At 67.3% G+C, this 19,562-nt stretch carries 10 protein-coding genes; 5 read left to right on the top strand and 5 right to left on the bottom strand.

Annotated elements, in window-relative coordinates; all coding sequences use genetic code 11:
* Window positions 1-395: 395 nt before the first annotated feature.
* Complete coding sequence (locus tag ACQP0P_RS40180; RefSeq protein WP_433366137.1) at window positions 396-1,217, top strand: helix-turn-helix domain-containing protein; 822 nt, start codon at window positions 396-398, stop codon at window positions 1,215-1,217.
* Complete coding sequence (locus ACQP0P_RS40175) at window positions 1,208-1,420, top strand: DUF397 domain-containing protein (RefSeq protein ID WP_433366134.1); 213 nt, start codon at window positions 1,208-1,210, stop codon at window positions 1,418-1,420. Before ACQP0P_RS40180 ends, ACQP0P_RS40175 begins: the two co-directional genes overlap by 10 nt.
* 81 nt (window positions 1,421-1,501) lie before the next feature.
* Here the strand turns inward: ACQP0P_RS40175 and pglX are convergent, their stop codons facing one another.
* Window positions 1,502-5,593 carry a BREX-2 system adenine-specific DNA-methyltransferase PglX gene (pglX, locus tag ACQP0P_RS40170; protein ID WP_433366131.1) on the bottom strand — a complete coding sequence of 1,364 codons (4,092 nt, stop codon included), beginning with the start codon at window positions 5,591-5,593 and terminating at the stop codon, window positions 1,502-1,504.
* Entirely contained in the window at window positions 5,590-10,050 is a 4,461-nt protein-coding gene (pglW, locus tag ACQP0P_RS40165) for a BREX system serine/threonine kinase PglW (protein WP_433366128.1), read from the bottom strand. The genes pglX and pglW overlap by 4 nt, the downstream gene beginning before the upstream one ends.
* A gap of 1,454 nt (window positions 10,051-11,504) precedes the next feature.
* Between pglW and ACQP0P_RS40160 the strand changes: the two genes are divergently transcribed.
* Window positions 11,505-11,765 (top strand): hypothetical protein, encoded by a 261-nt coding sequence (locus ACQP0P_RS40160; RefSeq protein WP_433366125.1) that lies wholly within the window; start codon window positions 11,505-11,507, stop codon window positions 11,763-11,765.
* 204 nt (window positions 11,766-11,969) lie between these two features.
* On the opposite strand, the gene ACQP0P_RS40155 is transcribed toward ACQP0P_RS40160, so the two are convergent.
* Entirely contained in the window at window positions 11,970-12,593 is a 624-nt protein-coding gene (locus ACQP0P_RS40155; RefSeq protein WP_433366122.1) for a DedA family protein, read from the bottom strand.
* A gap of 216 nt (window positions 12,594-12,809) precedes the next feature.
* Here ACQP0P_RS40155 and ACQP0P_RS40150 point away from each other — a divergent pair, with 216 nt between their 5' ends.
* Both ACQP0P_RS40150 and ACQP0P_RS40145 read left to right on the top strand, forming a co-directional pair.
* Window positions 12,810-13,439: a fasciclin domain-containing protein gene (locus ACQP0P_RS40150; protein ID WP_433366119.1), complete on the top strand. Its 630-nt coding sequence runs from the start codon at window positions 12,810-12,812 to the stop codon at window positions 13,437-13,439.
* Between the two features lie 517 nt (window positions 13,440-13,956).
* Window positions 13,957-16,404 carry a M14 family metallopeptidase gene (locus ACQP0P_RS40145; protein WP_433366116.1) on the top strand — a complete coding sequence of 816 codons (2,448 nt, stop codon included), beginning with the start codon at window positions 13,957-13,959 and terminating at the stop codon, window positions 16,402-16,404.
* A 95-nt stretch (window positions 16,405-16,499) separates the two neighbouring features.
* Here the strand turns inward: ACQP0P_RS40145 and ACQP0P_RS40140 are convergent, their stop codons facing one another.
* Entirely contained in the window at window positions 16,500-17,813 is a 1,314-nt protein-coding gene (locus ACQP0P_RS40140) for a maltokinase N-terminal cap-like domain-containing protein (RefSeq protein ID WP_433366113.1), read from the bottom strand.
* 4 nt (window positions 17,814-17,817) lie between these two features.
* Entirely contained in the window at window positions 17,818-19,521 is a 1,704-nt protein-coding gene (gene treS, locus ACQP0P_RS40135) for a maltose alpha-D-glucosyltransferase (RefSeq protein ID WP_433366111.1), read from the bottom strand.
* Window positions 19,522-19,562 lie beyond the last annotated feature (41 nt).

Here is a 19,562-nt window from a genome sequence, read left to right as displayed (position 1 = left end):
GTGTTTTCGGGGCCGGAGCGGTGTTGCCCCGGCGTTCATCCCTGCGTCAGGTGACTTCCGTCTGTCCGGCCAGGGCTTGCCGGGTGGTGACAGGTCTGTATCCGGTGGATGCGTGAACTACCTGTCGATGTCGCATGTTCCGGCACCTCGGCGTCATTTCCCTCCCTCTTTTCCGGACATAGCCAATTATTTTGGCGACAGGTTTGCCGAGGTCTTTTGTTGCATGTGGTAAGAGGGCTTATCCGATGGTTTTCTCGCGCCATCCGGTCTCTTCACAGGGTGCCCTCGACCGGCTACGTTGGGTATCGAAACTCCCCGCACACCACCAGGACACTTTGTAGTGGACTGTGTTTTTCTGTGTTGCCGGAGTAGCGCCCCCACAGGACGGAGCTGAAATGTCCGTTTTCCAGGAACCCGATCCTTCTGTGAAGCCTCTAGTCCTTTTGGGGGCCGAACTTCGCAAACATCGAAAAAGAACTGGTATCTCCATAGAGCGCCTGGCGGAGGTCATCCAGTTCAGCGCGAGCCTGATCGGCTTCATCGAGCGAGGGCAGCGCAGGGCCAGCCGGAACTTCATGGAGCGCTACGACGAGGCCATGGACGCGGGCGGGGAGCTCGTCCGGTTCTGGGAACACCTCACCCGCTCGGCAAGCCCCCGGTGGTTCCGTGGGTGGCTGGACATCGAGCAGGAAGCACACACGCTGCACACTTGGGAGCCGCTCGTCATACCCGGCCTTCTCCAGATAGAGGGATACGCGCGGGCGGTTATCCACGGAGAGCCCGGCATAGCCGACAGGCAGGCAGAAAAGGCTGTCGCTGCTCGGGTAGAGCGCCAGATGATTTTCGACCGTGCGAACCCGCCTCTATTCCGGGCGGTGATTGACGAAGGCGTTCTGTACCGTCCCATCGGCGGCAAGGAGATCATGCGTCAACAACTCGAACGTCTCGCGCAGGCGATAGAGTCCCCACGAATCGGTATCCAGATCATTCCCATGGAACTGGGAGTAACGACGGGAATTCTCGGCGGATTCATGATCGCACAGCTTCCAGGGAACTCGGATATGGTGTATATCGAATCCGCAACCAATGGATATGTGTCGAGTCGTTCGGAGGATGTGGAAGCCATCCACGCCAGATACGACGCCCTGCGCGCGGAGGCGCAGCCTCAGCGTGCATCCATCGAGTTGATCAGAAAGGCAGAGAAACTGTGGATCTGAGCGATGAGCTGAAGACTGCAGCCTGGCGCAAGGCCACCAAGAGCGGATCTAACCAGGGCAACTGCCTGGAGGTGGCTCCGCTGTCGGGTGGTCGGGTGGGCCTGCGGGACACCGAGGCTCCGGGGCAGGCGCCGTTCGTGGTGAGCGCGAGTGTGTGGGACGCCTTCGTGGACGGGGCCAAGAAGGGCGAGTTCGACTTCTAACTACACCTGCGAAACATGGGAGGACTCTCGGCCGTGGCCGGCGGCCGAGAGGCACCGATGTCTCATTTCCCGTGAGCCTGGTCAGGGCTGCTTGCGAGGGCGGGTCGTCTTCGGGGGGCGCCAGGTGGTGAGGTCGTCGTCGCCGAGGTGCAGGCGGTCGCGGGTCTGGGTGAGGAAGCCTTCGTAGATGTCGGCCGGGCCGGCGCCGTAGACGTAGTCGAACTCGTCGTGCCACTGGCGGACCCAGGGCAGGATCTCGCGGAGCCCGGCGAGCAGCGGGGTCAGCCGGTCGGCGTCCCAGCCGTGGTTCTGCTCCCGGTCGACGATGACGGTGGCCAGTGCCTGAGCCTGCTCCTTGTGGTCCCAGCCGGCCCAGCCGAGCAGCAGCGCCGGGTCACCGTCGCGGCCCGCATGCGGGTAGGAGATGAACCGCTCCTTCGGTACGTCGAGCTTGCCGCGGTTACGCCAGTACGACACCTTGAGGAAGTCACCCGAACCGTACTTCGGCGGCACCGGGATCGCGTCCCGGATCCTCTTCACCTCCGCCTCGGCCCTGGCCTGCTCAGCCTTGAGCCTGGCCCACTCGGCGGCGGCCTGCTCCCGCTCCGCCGTGTTGATGGCTTGCTCCTGCTCCGCCATGTTCGTGGCGGCGGCCCGCTCCCGCTCCGCCTCGCTCGCGGCCCCGCCCGCCTCGCGCTCCGCTAGCTCGCCCGCTCCCTCGTCCGCTGTCCGCTCACGCTCGGCTTTCTCGATCTCGTCGATGACCTTGCGCTGCTCCTCGGCAGCCTGCCTGGCCGCGTCCGCGACGGCCTGGGCCGCGTCCTCCCGGCGCTGCCGGTCCCAGACGTCCTCCCAGTCGGCGCGCTTACCCAGGCCGGAGTCCTTGTAACGGAGCTGCGAGAGGTAGGGAACGTGCTCGTCGGCGACCAGCTCGGCGACCACCTTCTCCAGGTCCTTGCCGGGGGCGTACAGCTCGGCGACCGAGACGAAGTCCTCATCGGGCCTGAGCAGATCGGCGAGCTGCGCGGTACTGAGCATCCGGGGCTGCTCCATCCCGTCCAGATAATGGAACCAGAGCTCTCGCGCCTCACACCGGTCCAGCAGCCAGTTGCGCAGGGCCTTCGCCTGGAGGGAGTCCCATCCCTCGGTGGCCCAGCGGCGCTTGCACTCGGGCCGCTCGATCAGCCCGATGTTCCGATCCGTCTCGATCAGCGCGATCCGCTTCTCCACCACGGCCTTGTACTCGGCCGACCAGTGCTCGGGCAACTCGGTGATCGGCGTCGAACCATGCCGCACGAACCACTGCGTCTCCGCTTCCCCCCGCGCCACCTTCCGAGCCAGCACGATCTCAAAGGCCCGCTCCCCAAGCTTCAACTCCGGCACGACCTCCGCCGGAGCGGTCATCTCATCATCCAGCAACCCGTAGAGCGAGTAGACCTCCCAGTCCAACTCCTCCTGGGAAGCGATCATCTGCGCTCGTGTTGAATGCCACGCGGCCTGGGCAAGTTTCAATCGTTCTCGACTTGGTGCATCTTCGGCTGCTGTACTGCTTGGTTTTACTGAAGAAAGTCGCTGTGCTAGCGCATCCAATTTTCGCCCAGACTCTAACGGAAGCTTGGTCGGAATTGGAAAATCATTTAGCTTCGTTCCTGTGAATTCGTATCGGTGTTCCCATGGCTCATCGGAGATGCCTCCTCCAATGCCTCCATTTCCCTTACTTTGGCTAACCTGCTTAAGCCAGAAGCACGCTGTTGAGCTGTTTAAGACTCCGAGTAGTTCGAAATGCTCTGCATCTGAAGCTTTTGTTGGTAACTTAATTACGGGCGCGGTCCGATTGAAAAGTCGACCTAATCGATCAAAGATGAAATGGTTATGGGTGGAAACAAAAGCGAAGGTGATCCCGTGGGGCGTTGTCAGCTTGCTGGAGTAGTTTTCCAGATGGCTTGTCCAGGGGCGTCCCTGGTCATGCATTGACTTACCGAAGATAACTCGCCTCGCCAAGAGCGTGCGAGCTGGCCAGAGGCTGCGTGTGCTAAGGGGGTGAGAGGCAGGGATGCTGATCCTGTTGGCCGAGTCGAGATAGGGGTTTCGGACCTTGACCACGTCGAAGATGACGAAGTCGCGGACGGTGTCTCCTACAACAAGGTCTCTGACATAGTCGCTCTCGCCAAGTCTTCGGGCAGTGGCTTCGTCACGGAGAAAATAAAGTTCGTCTTCGCCGGTTGCGGTTGAACGGCCTACGCTTGTCGCTACGTCGGAGATTTTTCGTCTACCGGCAGATTCGATCAATTCCTGAAGTTCGACTGCGCCGCCTCCCCCCAGATTCCAGGGGTATCGAGCGAGGTCTTTTCTGTTCGTATCTGTAGTGCTTAGCCACTTTGACTCTGATTTAGGGTTGCCGATTTGAGTGATGATGGCTTGCCACACTCTGCCTTCGGCAGGAATTGGAGGGGGGCCGGGTTCCCCGCTGATTCCCATGACCATATGGATGGTTTCAGAGCGCTTCCGCCTTCGGCTGCGGCCGAATAGAATTACGGTTGGGGTGCCATGGCCAGGGATGTACGCCCCTGACGTGTCGATGACATGGGTAAGTTCAACCTGGTGGGCAAAAAACTCTTCGATTAGTTTACGGCCAAATTCTCGCTTCATGAATGAGTTGGCTGTTATCTGGCCGGTGTAACCGGCACCTCTGCCGTCGTTTTCCGCAGACATCGCCAACTCGAAGAAGCGTTGAGCGAACGGCACCGAGAGTGCATACTGGCCTGCGCAGGCTTTATAGAGTTCGCGGTACAACTCGTTGAGCTTTTTGTCCTTGACCGTGATGTAAGGCGGATTGCCCACGACCACGTGGTAACTGCCCGGCCTCAAGATGCCCGGGAAATTCTGGACATCCTCGGTGGCATAGGCGAAGCCGGCCAGTTCGTCTCTCGGGAGGTCAGCGGCCTCTTCCTCGTAGGTCTGCGAGAAGAGGTCGCCCTGTTCGTTGGCGGCGGCGAAGAGCCTGCCCTGTTCGCTGACCCCGTGCAGGATCGCGGCGTCGGACTCCATGGTGGGCAGCGCGAGCTGGCGGGCCTTGATCAACGAGTCGCCGATGGCCAGGTTCAGCGGGAACTCGTAGTTTCTCGCCTCGGCCAAAGTGGTGAAGCCCGAGGCCCGCAGCGCCGCGATGAGGAGCCGGAAGCGGGCCACCGCGATGGCGAACGGGTTGAGGTCCACCCCGTGGACCGAGGTCAGCGCCAGCCGTACCAGCTCGCGCCGGTCCCGCATCGGCGCGCGCCGGGTCCACTCGTCCAGCAGCCGGTGGAAGGCACCCAGCACGAAGTGGCCGGACCCGCAGGTGGGGTCGATCATCCGGAGCCCGTCGTGGCCGAACTCGGCGATCGCGGGGGTGAGCGTGTAGTCGAGGATGAACTCCTCGACGAACTCCGGGGTCTGCAGCAGCGCGTACGTCTTGCGGGCTGCCTCGGACAGGTCCTGGTAGAGGTCGCCGAGGAAGCGGGTGTCCCAGTCCTCGGAGGCGAGGGAGTGGACGAGCACCCCGTCCTCACCGCGCCGCCGCCAGAAGCCGATCAGCTCCTTGGCCGCGTCGTGCGAGATCGGGATCTGGTAGAGCGGGTTGTGCCTGCGGTCGAAGAGCAGCGCGCCCGCCTGGGAGCCCGCGATCTCGGCGAACGCGGCGAGCAGCCAGCCCCGGTCGGTCTCGGCCGGGTTGACCCGGAAGAACTCCTCCTGCGCCTCCTCGGCGAGCACCATCCGCTCGGGTGCGGGACCGGCGAGGTAGGGGGCGGTCAGCAGCCCGTTGTCCTCACAGAACCGGACGAAGACCGTACCGAGCACCCAGGCCGCCGCGGCCTGGGTGACCCGCTCGTCCCGCCACGCGGCCCAGGTCGCCGCCGTACGACCCAGCCGGAACGCCAGCCGGTACTCGGCGTCCAGCCGGTCGCGGACCTTCCTCGCCGTGCGGCCCCCGTCCGAACCGCCGCCGACGTGCCGGGCGCCCCCGCCGACGGCACCTCCGTGGTCGGCCCCCCTGTGGTCGGCACCGCTGCCGGGATGCCCGGTGCCGTCGGTGCGGACGATCTCCGAGGCGGTCTCCACCTGGTCCCGCAGGTCCTTCTCCAGCGTCCTGACCTGCTTCTGGAGGTCGGCCAGCAGTGCCTTGCGGTCGATCACGACGCTCTCGCTCCACTTCGGTGCTGGTTGGCCACCCAGGCGTCGGGCAGCTTGATCCACTCGTTCGGCAGCTGGGCCGGGGTCAGCGCCCCGTCCAGGTTCGGCGAGCGGTTCGGGTCGGTCATCGGGCAGAGCAGCCAGACCGGCGGCCCGCCGGCCCGCGCCCGGTCGGCGAGGCGCCGGATCACCCCCAGCCCGTCGTACCGGGCGGCGGCCGCGGCGTCGTGCAGCAACAGCGGACCCGCGGCGCGCCCGGAGCCAGAGTGCCCAGGACCGGCGTGCCCGGTCTCCTGGCACCCGGAATCCGGATTCGGGGTCTGCGGATGTGGGGTGTCCAGTAACAGCGCGTCCAGGCGCGGGGCGACCAGTGCCCAGGCGTCGCGGGCGTACTCGGCGAGCTTGAGCGCGCCCCTGCTGCCCGGCTCGGCCAGGTCGGCACCGAGCACGGTCTGCCAGGTCGGCAGCGGCCGGGGATCGATCAGCTCGTGCAGCGCCGCGACGAAGAGGCCGGTCACGTTCACCGGCCGGGCCGCGAAGCGGCCGATCAGCTCACGGCGGCCCCGCTCGTACCCGGTCAGGCCCACGGTCAGCGCGCGGAAGCCGCCCTGCCCGGCCGAGATGAGCCGCTCCTCGGTACGGAGCGCCTCGGCCAGCTCGGGGGTGGCCGCCGTCCAGCGGGACGCCCCGCTGCGGGTGGACCGGCGCCGGATGACCGTGCCGGAGACCGAGTCCGGCGACTGCGGCGGGACGTACCGGCCGTCCCGCCAGCGGACGTCGAAACCGGCGTCGCGGAGCAGTGTGTCCAGGCGCGGATGGCCGGGAAGCGGGGCGAGTGCGGGGAAACGGGCCCGCACCCGTTCGCGTACCTGCTCGGGTCTGAGCCCCGTGGGATGCCCGTCGCCCCCGCCGAGCGGTACCACGCCCGCCTGGGTGAGCCGGAGCGCCCGCACCGGGTCGAGGTCGCGCGGATAGATCTCCAGCCGGGAGGTGGCCGCGGCCCGCAGCGAGGCCGCGGCGGCGAGCTGGACCAGGCGGCGGTCCTCCAGCACCGGGGCCTGCCCGGGAACGGGTATCGCCCGCAGCTCGCGAAGGACCACCGCCGAGGTCGGCAGCACCTCCTGGACGGCCAGCCGGTCGGCCGCCTCGCCCAGCGCGTCGGCGTAGTCGAGCAGTGCCGTGGCCGCCGGGGTGTCGGGGGAGTCGTCCGCCCCGACCTCCAGCGCCACCATCAGCCGGTCGCCCGCCCGTTCGCCGTGCCGGTCGTCGTGGCGGCGGAGCAGCAGCCGGGGCTCCTCGGGCTCCTCCACGACCGGGTCGATCTCCACCGCCGCCCGTACGGCGGCCAGGGCCAGCGCCCGGCGCAGCGCCGGGTCGGTGCGGCTGGAACCCCGGGCGGCGAGGACCGCCTCGGCCAGCTCGGCCACCGCCATCACCCGGCCACTCTGGGCGAGAAGCTCCAGCAGTTCGTCCCGGACGCTGCGGATCACCGGTTCCGTGTGCCACCGTCCGCGCTGCCGGGTGAGCATCTGGGCGACCCGGCCCCTGGTCACCGTGACCGCCGTGGCCACCGCCTCCTGACGCGGCCACGGCGGAAGGCCGGGCAGCGCACCGGCGGAGTCGGGAAGCCCCAGCAGCAGCCGGACGGCCTCCACCTCGCCTGCGTTGCGGCCGTTTTTGTGCCGTTCGGGGACCAGCAGCGCGGCGACGGTGTCCAGGCCGATCCGGCTGAGCAGCACCTCGTCGTCGCCGTCCAGCGCGGCGGCCTCCTCGCGGGCGGCGACCCGCTCGCCGGTGGTGATCGGCTCGCTCTCGTCGAGCCGAGTTCGCCAGTCACGGATCCGGCGCTGGAGCTCCTGGCGGGTCTTGGCACCGAGGCCGGGGAGGGTGAAGAGCGTCTTGGACGGGAGGTTCAGCAGGTCGCCGACCGTGGTGGCGCCCAGCCGGTGCGCCGTCGACACCGCGCGGGAGGTCAGCCCGGCGGCCTCCAGCACGGTCGCGCGGGTGGCGGCCAGCGCGGCGGCGTCCCGCGCCTCCTCGGCGGTGACCTCCTCGGCGGGCAGGTCGCCCGGGTGCCCGGAGGTCACCGGGGGCACCGCGTCCGAGCGCCGGAACACCTGGAACCAGGCGTTGCGCATGTCCTTCAGCGACTCGAACCGCTGCCGGGCCTCGCGGTGCAGTGCCCGCAGGAAGAACTCGACCAGCCCCTCCCGGACGGACGGGTCGAACGCCTCGGCGGCCAGGGTGGGCGGGCCCTCGGTGTAGCGGGGCTCGGTCGCGTTGTCGCCCCAGGCCGGTAGCTCGCCGGAGGCCATCTGGTGCAGGGTCACCGCGAGGGCGTACCGCTCGGCGTGCGCGTCGTAGACGGTCCGCTTCGCCGTACCGAGGAAGGGATCGAGGTAGTACGGGGTGCCCGCCTCGATCTCCCTGACCGAGATGCCGGCCAGCGAGAAGTCGAAGAGGACGAGCTGGCGGGTACGGTTCGGGCGGACCCTGATCGCGATGTTGTCCGGCTTGATGTCGCGGTGGGTGACGCCCTCGCCCTCCAGGAAGTCCAGCGCGCCGAACAGGTAGTCGCTGTAGGTCTCCAGTTCGTCGGGGGTCAGTGCGCCCTGCTCGCGGATCTTGCGGGCGACGGTGTGCTCGCCCGCGTGCTCCAGCACGATGCAGGTACGGTCGCCGATCCGGATCGGCTCGGGGCGGACCAGCTTGATGACGCGCGAGTCGTCGCGCAGGTCGCGCAGCACCGATGCCTCGTGGTCGAGCCTGGCCGCCTTCTCGTCCGACAGGGCGACCTTGAGCACCTCCGGCCTCTCGCTCCGCAGGTTCGTCACCAGCAGGGCGCGGGAGGTGGAGCCGGTGCCGAGCCGCTTCTCCACCCGCCACTCGCCGCCGATCACGTCGCCCTGCCTGGCCTCCAGCGGATCGAGGTCGTCTCCCGGCTGCTCGTCGGCGGGGTGGACCGACTCGGGGGCGGTCGCCTCGTCCTCGACGGCCTCCAGCATCTCCAGGAACTCGGCCACGCTGGTCAGCCGCTGTACGGGCACCGGCGCGGTGGCGGCCTGGACCAGCTCGTCCATGAACCCGGTCACCGAGTCGTCGACCGTCGAGGGACGCAGGCCGTTCTCCTTCGACAGGCGGGCGAGGAGGTCGGCCCGCCGGTCGCTCGGGGGCAGGCCGGTGAGCAGCAGGTAGGACAGGGTGCCCAGGCCGAACACGTCGAGCGCCACCGGGTCGGGGCTCGGCGTGTTCAGCTCAGGGGCCAGGTACGCCTGGGCGGACGCCTCCATGTGCTGGCCGACGTGGCTGCTGGAACTCATCCCCGGGGTCGTGCCGTCGGTGCCCTCGCCTCGGGTGGCGGTCTGCCAGTCGCTGATCTGGAGCTGCGGGTTGAGCCAGCCCTGCTCCCGCGCGTCCTTGGCAGCGCGGCCCGGCGTGACCAGCACGCTGCGCGCCGACAGCGCCCGGTGGTGCAGGTGCCGCCCGTGGGCGTACGACACCGCCTCGACGAGCTGGCGGATCAGGTTGAGCCGGGTGAGCAGGTCGAGACGCGGGCCGTACTCGCCGATGTAGTGGTCCAGGCGCATGGCGCGCGGGTCGTGCCGGAAGATGAGCGCCGGGCCCATCTCGTGCTGCTCCAGGGTGTCGACCCGCACGATGCCCGGGTGGCTGATGCCGTGCAGGGCCAGCACCTCGCGGCGGGCCGCCCGGCCCATGCTGGCCCGCATGTCCTCGTCGGCGTTGCGCTCGACCAGGTAGATGCGGATGCGGCGTTTCTCGGTGTCGATGTCGCGGTGCGTGGCCAGGTGGTCTTCCCAGGTGGGCCCGGCGTCGAACGGGCGCGGCTCCAGCTCCCAGGCACCCACCTGCAGGTGGGCGTGGCTCTTGGCGATCCCCACCTTGTGCAGCCAGCCGCCGAGTGGCCGGGAGATCTCCGGGGTGATGCGGCGGCGCTGGTCGCGGGGTGCCACCGTGAGCAGCTCCGACAGGATCTTCGGTAGCCGGCCGTTCTCCGGCCCGTAGACCCCGGTGAGGTGCCGGCCGGGCAGCTCCACCTGCAGCGAGGGCACGGAGAGGAAGACCGCGGCGTGGATGTAGGGGATCCGCACCCGGGGCCCGGCGGCCTGCTGCAGCAGCGACTTGAGCTGCTTGGCCTTGGAATCGGCCAGGTGCAGCGGGTTGTCGAAATAGCGGGTGCGGTTGCCGGTCGTCTGCACCCAGTTGGCGCCGCTCGCGCCGAGCCGCCCGTGCAGGCTCTTGATCTCGATGAGGAAGAGCCCGGCGGGCGCGGCCACGAACAGGTCGACCTCGCGGACGTGCCCGGTGTTGGCGGTGAAGGTGAAGTTCGACCAGGCACGGTACGGCTCCGCGTCGGGCAGTCCCGAGCGGACGTGTTCCAGGGCCTCGCGCTCGTGCTGGTACTGGGAAGGCGTGATCGTGGTCCAACGGCCTTCTAGCACGTTAAGGATCTCCAAGGCAGTGGGGGTCTGCGTGGCTGTGCATCAGGGTAGATCACGGACGTTCCGGTCTCAGGAACTCTTATAACGGGCTGCTCACAATGGGCAATTGCAAAACGGACCAACTAGCCCTGTGGGCTAGCCGAGAGCACAATTCGACCTGCCCAAATGCGATGGACAGACGATCCATGGTCCGGGAGGCTCGCCGGCCACCGCGGGCCGCCGTCGTCTTCGGGGGGTCGGTTGCCGAGGTGTTCGGCCCTGGGACGACGGTGTCATGTTCGGTGAATTTCGGGGAGTGGAAGCGTGACAATCGGCGCTTTAAGCTGAATTATCTACTCGTACGCGAAGCGGACAAAGTTCCGTCGCGGCGGGCTGGATTCTTCTCTGAATACCACTTGTTTGCTGACTCGAAAATGGCTGTCGCGTTTTTCTCTTTGGCGGATGGGTATTTCCGATTTGGATCATTGGCAATGATAAAAAATCGGATTCTCGCTACAAAGGGATATAAGTTGACTCCTTATAGGAACGGAATAATTGGGAGACTTGTCGGTCGTCGCTTCTTGACGTGTGCGGTGGTCCTGGCCACGGTGGGGGCGGTGCTGCCGGGCCAGGCATCGGCGAGTGCGGAGATCGGGTCCGCGCCGGGGACGTATGCCGGAGTGGTGGTGGAGGGGACCGCTTCCTTCGGGACCGCCCGGCGGGAGGAGTGCCGCCGCGGACCGTGCCGTCGCTGTGGCCGTTCGTGCCACCGGTGCCGCGGATTCTGCGAGCGCGGACGGAGGGGCCCCAGAGGGAGACAGGGTATTCCGGGACGCCGAGGCCCGGAAGGCCTGGAGGGGCCGGAGGGGGAGCAGGGCCCGATGGGTTTTCCGGGACCGCGTGGCAAACCTGGGCCTCAGGGCGAGAAGGGTGCTCAGGGTGGCCTGGGTCCGGCGGGTCCTCAGGGCGAGAAGGGTGCTCAGGGTGGCCTGGGTCCGGCGGGTCCTCAGGGCGAGAAGGGTGCTCAGGGTGGCCTGGGTCCCACGGGTCCTCAGGGCGAGAAGGGGGAGTCGGGTTCGGCGGGTCTGCAGGGTGCTCAGGGTGTTCCAGGTCCGGCGGGTCCCCAGGGTGAGAAGGGTGCTCAAGGCGGCCTGGGTCCCGTAGGTCCTCAGGGTGAGAAGGGCGATCCCGGTCTGCAGGGGCTGCCGGGTGAGAAGGGTGCCCACGGTGATTCAGGTCCGGCGGGTCCTCAAGGTGAGAAGGGTGATCTGGGACCGGCGGGTCCCCAGGGTGAGAGGGGTGTCCGGGGGCCGGCGGGTGCGGGGGGGCCGAGAGTCGGGGTCGCCTCGGTCTTCCGGGATAATACGCAATACATCGCGTATGTCCTCTGCGACGGCCGTACCTTCATCAGGGATCCGGCAACCACTCCGCGCTGGCACAATCTCTCGTCCGTGGCCGGTTATCCCGGCCGGGCGGTGAGTACCACCCTGTCGACGCTGGGAAGTCGCCTGTACATCACCGTGGTGAGCATCGCCGAGAGGGTGGCGCAGGCCTCGTGCAAGGTCAGCCCGACCCCCGGTAGCGGGGGTAACCCGGCGTGGCCCGGCAATTGCGATGACTTCGTCGATCTGACGCCGTCCTCCGGGCAGAGCGCCAGCTCGGGGATCATCTGGGACGTCAACGGTGAGAACGGGGCCGGGGTGCAGCCGAACGCGTGCGCGATACGGATTCCCTGACCTCGTGGGCGGATGATCACGAATGATCATCCGCCCTTCCGGTCAACGGGACGAGAGGTCCCAAGGCCACCGAGAACGGGCGGGGCCCACGTACTTCCAGGGCTCGTGGTCGGCGTCGGCCGCGGCGGGGGTTTACCACTTGGCCTTCCGGACCTCGCCGTTGTACTTCGCCGTGGTCGCCTCCACGGTCTGGCCGGGAGGGCCTCAGTCGTGCTCTCGGCGGTGTCGCAGCAGGTGCCGGACGAGAAGTGCGAGGGCCGACACGACCAGGGCGATGACCAGGTAGGTGAAGTAGCGGGCGATCTCGTCGTACACCTCGCCGATGTAGGTGCCCACGGTGTATCCCAGCACCGTCCACGCCGTGACCCACAGCGCCGCGCCGAGGGTGTTGAACGCCAGGAAACGGAGCCAGGGCATGCCGATGGTGCCTGCGACGATGCCGTTGACCTCGCGCAGTCCCGCGATGAAGCGGGCGACGACGACGACCTTGCCGCCGTGCTGTTCGAAGAACCGCTCCGCCTTCTGGAAGCGTTCCGGGGGCAGCAGGACGTAGTGGCCCCAGCGGCGGATGAAGGCGCGACCGCCGGTGCGGCCGATCAGATAGCCGAGGTTGTCCCCGGCCACCGCGGCCAGCACCGCGATCGGCACGATGGCGGCGAGGTGCAGTTGCCCGGCCCCGGCGTAGATCGCGGCGGTGAGCAGGATCGTCTCCCCGGGAACGGGAATGCCGAAATCCTCCATGAAGATCAGCGTGCCGACGGCCAGGTAGCCGTAGTGGTCCAGCAGTGGTGCCAGGTGGGCCAGCGGGCCGGGTAGCGGTGGAGCCATGTTGTCACTCTATGAGATTGTTTGATTACTCTGTGCCCCGATTCGGTGTGGGGGTGACCTGGGGTGCCGTCTTACTGGTGAACATTCTGATCTGTTTTAGGCATTTAATGGCTATATGTCCGATAGATGGCTATTTGGGGGGAAGGTGGTCAGTGAGCAGGCGGCATGAGCCGCCGGGACGTCCCGGCGGCTCATGCATCCGAATCAGGAGGTCCCATGAAGAAGGAACTTCTCGTCTCCGGGCTGAGCGTGCTGATGTTGAGCGCGCTCCCTGTCGCCGCGGGGGCGGCCACCCACTCCGCGCCCACTCCGACGCCGTCGGCGTCGGCCCCAGGCCACACGTCATCGCCTTCGGCCGGCGTGAGCGGCAAGCCGGTCGGCCCCGGCTGCTCGGCCCTGCCGGCCACCGGCAAGGGCAGCCTTGGTAACGCGGCCAGGGAGCGGGTCACCACCGCGGTGGCCGAGAACCCGGAGCTGTCCACCCTGAGCACCGCCATCAAGGACGCGGGTCTGACCAACAAGCTCTACACGGCCAAGGGCATCACGATCTTCGCCCCCAGCAACGCGGCCTTCGACCAGCTGCCGCCCGGCACGCTCAAGAAGCTGATGGCCGACAAGCCGCAACTGGCCAAGCTGCTGACCTACCACGTGGTCGAGGGCAAGAAGAGCCCGTCCCAGCTGGTCGGCGCCCCGCTGAAGACCATGCAGGGCGGCCAGATCACCGTCAGGGGCTCGGGCCAGAACTTCATCGTCTCCGGCAGGGCCAAGGTGGTCTGTGGCGACATCGCCACCAAGAACGCCACCGTCTACATCATCGACAAGGTGCTGATACCCCGCTCGAAGTGAACCCGTGGGCGCTCGCGGTGACCATGAATCCTCGCCGGGTCTCCGAGGTGGCATGCCGGTGAACGTGGCTCACCGCGTCGGCGCGGACACTCCGTGAGCCGGGGCCGAGTCTGGAAACCGTCCGGAGGATCCCGTGCGGGCGGGGTGCCGCCGGTCGGAGCGCCCGCCGACGCCCTGGGCGCGGAGATCCGCGTCCGGTGGCGGGCCGTGCTGCGGCCGGTCACCCGGCGAGAAGGCAGCGGCGGGGGCAGGATTGCCCTCAAATCGCCTTAAAGGCGACAAATTAGATTATATCCGGCAAAACTTGAGGTTGAGGGCTACGGCGACTACATCTCAAAGCATGTACCTTGTGTATAAATTTCATATAAATTTTACCCTAAAGTTGTTAGGTGCGTAGAATGCATTGATTTGAGGCCTTGACGAAGATCTATCCTCTGGTGAAGATTCTTGCCAATTGCGTACTTTCTGCCGTGGTGACCCACTACCCGGAGACGTGCGCCAACTGGAGGCATCTCTCATGAGGAGTTCCCTCAATGGCAGGAGGCTCGGCCGTGTCGCGGTCGTGCTCGCCCTTCCCATTGCCCTGAGCCTCAGCTCGTTCCCTGTTCTCGCCGAGCCGTCCCCGCCGGTCGGCGAGGTTGTTCCCGACCGTCAGCCCAGCACCGAACAGAACGGCGTGGCGCTGCTGCGCGTCATCGTCCCCGACGAGGCCGGCGTCGACCGGCTCAACTCCCTGGGCGTCGACCTCGCGGAGTACAAGAAGCCCGTCGAAGGCGGGTTCGAGATGCACGCGGTACTGAGCCCGGAGGAGGCTCAGAACCTCCGCGATCTCGGATTCAACATAGTCGGTAAGATCTCCGACCAGATGGACGTCGCCGATAACCTGGCCCAGCGGCGGGGCGCCGTCGCGGCCGAGGCCCAGGCGGCGTCGGAGGTCGACACGCTGACCCCGCTCCGTGCCGAGTGGTTCACCAGCCTCGACAACCAGAACTTCCTGTCGGTCGAGGTGAAGTCGAGCGCCACCGACGCGGAGACGGTGCTCACCGTCGCCTGGGACAGTGGGAAGAAGACGGCCCCCGGCTCGGGCGGCACCGCGACGATGTCGCGCTTCACCGACGCCGGTCAGTACATGTACCACCGGTTCAACACGCCGGTGCCCATCGACAAGGTCCCCACCAAGGCCACGATCACCAGCAGCCGCGGTGGTACGGTCACGGTCCCGGTGACCAAGTGGCTGGGGGAGAGGCGCAAGGCGCCGAGCAAGCACTATGTCGCGGACTTCGTCGACCGCTACATGGACCCGACCGAGGTGACCAGCCGGATCTCCGGCCTGGCCCAGGAGTTCCCGAAGATCTCGCAGATCGTCAATCTGCCGTACAAGACGAACGGCTACCGCCGGGCGGCGCAGGCGCAGTTCGGCACGGTCGCGGCGAGCACGTTCTACGTGACCTCCAAGGCGTACGGGCACCAGGGCGGCAACGACATCAGCGTCGCGCTGGTGAAGCCGGACGCCGCCTCGGCCGCGCCGAGCGTGTCGGTGAGCGGCAAGGACGTCGTGGTCAACCTCGGCACCGACGCGTCCGGTGCGATCAACAGCACCGCCGTCCAGGTGGTCACGGCGCTCAACGGCGACGCCGCGGCGTCGGCGCTGCTGACCGCCGCCACCTACCGGGGCAACGCCGGTGCCGGTCTCGTCGCCGCCGCGGCGGCGGTGAAGCTGACCGACAACCTCAAGGCGCCGGAGGCCGTCTCGCGTGACCCGTTCCAGGTGAAGGCGCTGCGCATCGGCAAGCAGCGGGACGGTTCGAAGGTCGGCGTGTTCCTCTACTGCCAGGAGCACGCCCGCGAGTGGGTGACCCCGCTGACCTGTGTGGAGACCGCCGAGCGGCTGCTGCGCAACTACGCCGGTGACGGGCAGACCAGGAAGCTGGTCGACGACCTCGACATCTTCATCATGCCCACGGTCAACCCCGACGGCGGGCACTACAGCGTGTACGACTACAACATGCAGCGCAAGAGCATGATCAACCACTGCCCGGCCAACGCGGCCGACCCCGCGAACCGCAACTCCTGGGGCGTGGACCTGAACCGCAACTTCTCGGTCGGTTCGGTGTTCGACGGCTACAGCGGCGCCTCGACGAGCTGCACCAGTGGCAGCTTCGCGGGTCCGGCCGAGCTGTCCGAGCCGGAGGCGCGCAACGAGGTCTGGATCACCGAGCACTACCCGAACATCAAGTTCGCGATGAACACGCACTCCTACGGCGGCTACTTCATGTGGGCTCCGGGCTCCTACAAGCTGGCCGGCCGTGAGACGCTGCCGAGGCCCGACTTCGGCACGGAGAACTTCTTCTGGAAGGCCTCCAGCCACATCCTCAACAGCGTCCAGTCCTGGCGCGGCAACGGTATCTGGCCGGGCCGTACCGGTCCGGTGCCGGACGTGCTGTACTCCGCGGGCGGTAACAGCGCCGACGAGCACTGGTACAACCGGGGCATCATCGGCTGGAGCTTCGAGGTCGGCGCGGACGTCTACAACCCGGAGACCAAGCAGTTCCAGGGCGTCGGCTTCCAGCCGCCGTTCACCGAGGGTCACGAGGAGGCGATGGAGTTCGCGTCCGGCCAGATCGGCATCCTGGAGGTGGCCCGTGAGTACGCCGAGGACAGGAAGAACCCCGACTCCAAGGTGCGGGTGACCGGCCTGACCGACACGGCGACCACGTTCACCTTCGAGGTCGACGAGCCCGCCAACGTCTACTACACCCTGGACGGCAGCCGGCCGACGCTGAACTCGCCCAAGCTCCTCGCCGCGGGAATGCGCGAGGGCTCCCAGCAGATCACGCTCGACAAGACCACCAAGGTCCACTGGTTCGCCGTGGACATCGCGGGCAACGTCGAGAGCAACTACAAGCCGAGCGGCAAGGGCAACAACTACCGCAAGGAGAAGGTGGAGGTCCGCAAGCTCCGCTGACCTCTTGAGATGTTCGTGCGGCCGCCGGTCCACCGACCGGCGGCCGTCCCGATGAGGGGCGACGCCGGCGATCTCCGCGCACCGCGGGCGGGCGCCTAACGGCCGGTTTCGAAGGCGGCCATCGGGATGTGCAGCCAGGCCGGGCGGTTGCGAGCCTCGTAGACGACCTCGTAGGCGGCCTTGTCGAGTTCCAGGGCGCGGAGCAGGACGGCGTCCTCGGCGCGCAGGTGGCCGCCTCCGGCGGAGTAGCCGGCCAGGAAGGAGGAGCGGTTGAGCTCGGCCCACTCGACCGCGCGGGGGCGCAGCTCGTCGGCGTCGACGTGGTCGGCCAGCAGGTGGCGGGCCGCGTAGTCGAAGGAGCGGAGCATCCCGGCCACGTCGCGCAGCGGTGAGGCCAGGGCCCGGCGCTGGGCGATGGGCTGTCCAGGCTCGCCCTCGAAGTCGAGGATGATCCAGTCTGTGGGGGTCCGCATCACCTGGCCGAGGTGGTAGTCGCCGTGGACGCGCTGGACCGGCATCTCCCTGGCCACCTCGGAGACCCGCTGGTACGCCTCCTCGGCGACATGGGCGTGCCGGCGGAGCTCGGGTGCCTCGGCGACCGCGACGGCCAGGCGGTGGCCGAACTCCTCGACCATCCGCTTGACCTCCTGCGACTCGATCACGTCGGCGGGGAAGGCGGCGGCCAGCTCGTGGTGGACCTGGGAGGTGGCCACGCCGAGCCGGAAGGACTCGGCGCTGAAGTCGCCGCCCGCCTCCGAGGCCGAGGATTCCAGGGCGCCGTAGAGGTCGCGGACGCTGGCCAGCGCCAGCGCCCAGCCGTCGTTGGAGTTCGACAGGAACTCCTGGGTCATCGCCAGCGTGGTGGGCTCGCCGTCGAGGTCGGTCTCGATCCAGCCGTACGGCCGCGCGATGTGGGTGCCGTCACGGAGGGCCAGGGCGGTGACGATCTCCAGTTCCGGGTTGACCCCGGGGGTCAGGCGGCGGAACAGCTTGCAGATGTAGGTGCCGCCGTACACCAGGGAGGTGTTGGACTGCTCGGCGTTGAGCACCAGGCTTCGCAGGGAGGTGTTGATCTCCACCCCGTCGAGGTGGCGGAAGCGGAGCGGGCCCAGATCGCGGTTCTCCGCCATGCCTGTCAGCAGGACGCAGGTGAGGTCGGCGTCATAGGCGGCGTCGTAGTAGTCCTCGCCGATGTGGGCGGGCTTGAAGCGGTACTCGTCGGGCGCGTCGGTGCCGAGCAGCAGCTGGTACCGGTCGCGTGCCCCGGCCTGGTGAACCGAGATGACCAGGTGGCGCAGGCGTGGTGCGAGTTGCACGTCCGAGTCGACGACGAGATTGTCGATCGGACGCCCCTTACCGGCGAACCATCGTTGATGGGTGATCCAACCGGTAAGGAGCTCCGTCAACACGGCTTTACGCCTCCTGGGATACGGGCGGCAGGGTGAACCAGTAGAACCCATGCCCAGGGAGCGTCAAAAGATACGGAAGTTCGCCAATCGGCGGGAAAGGAACTCCGCCCATCGTCTCCACCGGAATCGATCCCTCGAAGCGGCGGAGGTCCAGCTCCACCGGTTGAGGGAATCTGGAGAGGTTGTTGACGCACAGGATCCGGTCGTCGCCGAGCTCCCGCACGTAGGCCAGGACGCTCGGATTGGAGGAGTTCAGCTCGGTGAACGCGCCGAGGCCGAAGACCGGGTGGCGCTTGCGGATGTCGATCATCCGCTTGGTCCAGTGCAGCAGCGAGCCCGCGCTCCGCTGCTGGGCCTCGACGTTGAGCGCCTGGTAGCCGTAGATCGGATCCATGATGACCGGGAGATACAGGCGGCCGGGGTCGCAGTCGGAGAATCCCGCGTTGCGGTCGGGGCTCCACTGCATCGGGGTACGGACCCCGTCGCGGTCGCCCAGCCAGATGTTGTCCCCCATGCCGATCTCGTCGCCGTAGTACAGCACGGGAGAACCGGGCAGGGAGAGCAGCAACGCCGTGAACAGCTCGATCTGGTTGCGGTCGTTCTCCAGCAGCGGCGCCAGCCGCCGCCGGATGCCGACGTTGGCCCGCATCCGGGGATCCTTGGCGTACTCCGAGTACATGTAGTCGCGCTCGTCGTCCGTCACCATCTCAAGCGTGAGCTCATCGTGGTTGCGGAGGAAGATGCCCCACTGGCAGTTCTCCGGGATCTTCGGCGTCTGGGCCATGATCTCCGAGATCGGGTAACGCGACTCCCTCCTGACCGCCATGAAGATGCGCGGCATCAGCGGGAAGTGGAACGCCATGTGGCACTCGTCGCCACCGGTGGCGGGGTCGCCGAAGTACTCGACCACGTCGGCGGGCCACTGGTTGGCCTCGGCCAGCAGCACCCGGTCGGGGTAGAGCCGGTCGACCTCCGCCCTGACCCGCTTCAGGTACTCATGGGTCCTGGGCAGGTTCTCGCAGTTGGTGCCGTCCTGCTCGAACAGGTACGGGATGGCGTCCATCCGGAACCCGTCGATGCCGAGGTCCAGCCAGAAGCGGAGCACCTCCAGCATCGCGTCCTGCACGTCGGGGTTCTCGTAGTTGAGGTCCGGCTGGTGCGAGAAGAAGCGGTGCCAGTAGTACTGCCCCCGGACCGGGTCGTGCGACCAGTTGGACGTCTCGGTGTCCACGAAGATGATCCGGGCGTCCTGGTAGAGCTCGTCGTGGTCGTTCCAGACGTAGAAGTCGCCGAAAGGACCCTCGGGGTCGTGCCGGGAGGCCTGGAACCACGGGTGCTGGTCGCTGGTGTGGTTCATCACCAGGTCGGCGATGACCCGCATGCCGCGCTTGTGCGCCTCGTCGACCAGCTTCACGAAATCTCCGAGATCCCCGAAGTCGGGAAGGATCTTCATGAAGTCGGCGATGTCGTACCCGCCGTCGCGCAGCGGTGACTCGTACAGCGGCAGCAGCCAGAGGCAGTCGACGCCGAGCCACTGGAGGTAGTCCAGTTTCTGGATGAGACCGCGGATGTCTCCGGTGCCGTCGCCGTTGGAGTCGGCGAAGCCCCGGATGAGAACCTCGTAGAAGACGGCGCGCTTGAACCAGTAGGGGTCGCGCGGTTCTTCCTCGTCGAAGGTGTTCGGAATTGGCTCAGGTAGCTGACTCACCAGTGGACTCCCCGCTGTTCTGCCGGTATACGCGTACCCGG

Source organism: Streptosporangium sp. CA-115845, assembly GCF_050943795.1.
Lineage (GTDB): Bacteria > Actinomycetota > Actinomycetes > Streptosporangiales > Streptosporangiaceae > Streptosporangium.
This window is presented reverse-complemented; position numbering and strand designations above follow the sequence as displayed.

Bases quoted from the DNA above. Each gene is read 5' to 3' on its own strand.
- ACQP0P_RS40155 (WP_433366122.1), bottom strand. From the start codon at position 12,593: ATGGCTCCACCGCTACCCGGCCCGCTGGCCCACCTGGCACCACTGCTG.
- ACQP0P_RS40180 (WP_433366137.1), top strand. From the start codon at position 396: ATGTCCGTTTTCCAGGAACCCGATCCTTCTGTGAAGCCTCTAGTCCTT.
- ACQP0P_RS40145 (WP_433366116.1), top strand. From the start codon at position 13,957: ATGAGGAGTTCCCTCAATGGCAGGAGGCTCGGCCGTGTCGCGGTCGTG.
- ACQP0P_RS40150 (WP_433366119.1), top strand. From the start codon at position 12,810: ATGAAGAAGGAACTTCTCGTCTCCGGGCTGAGCGTGCTGATGTTGAGC.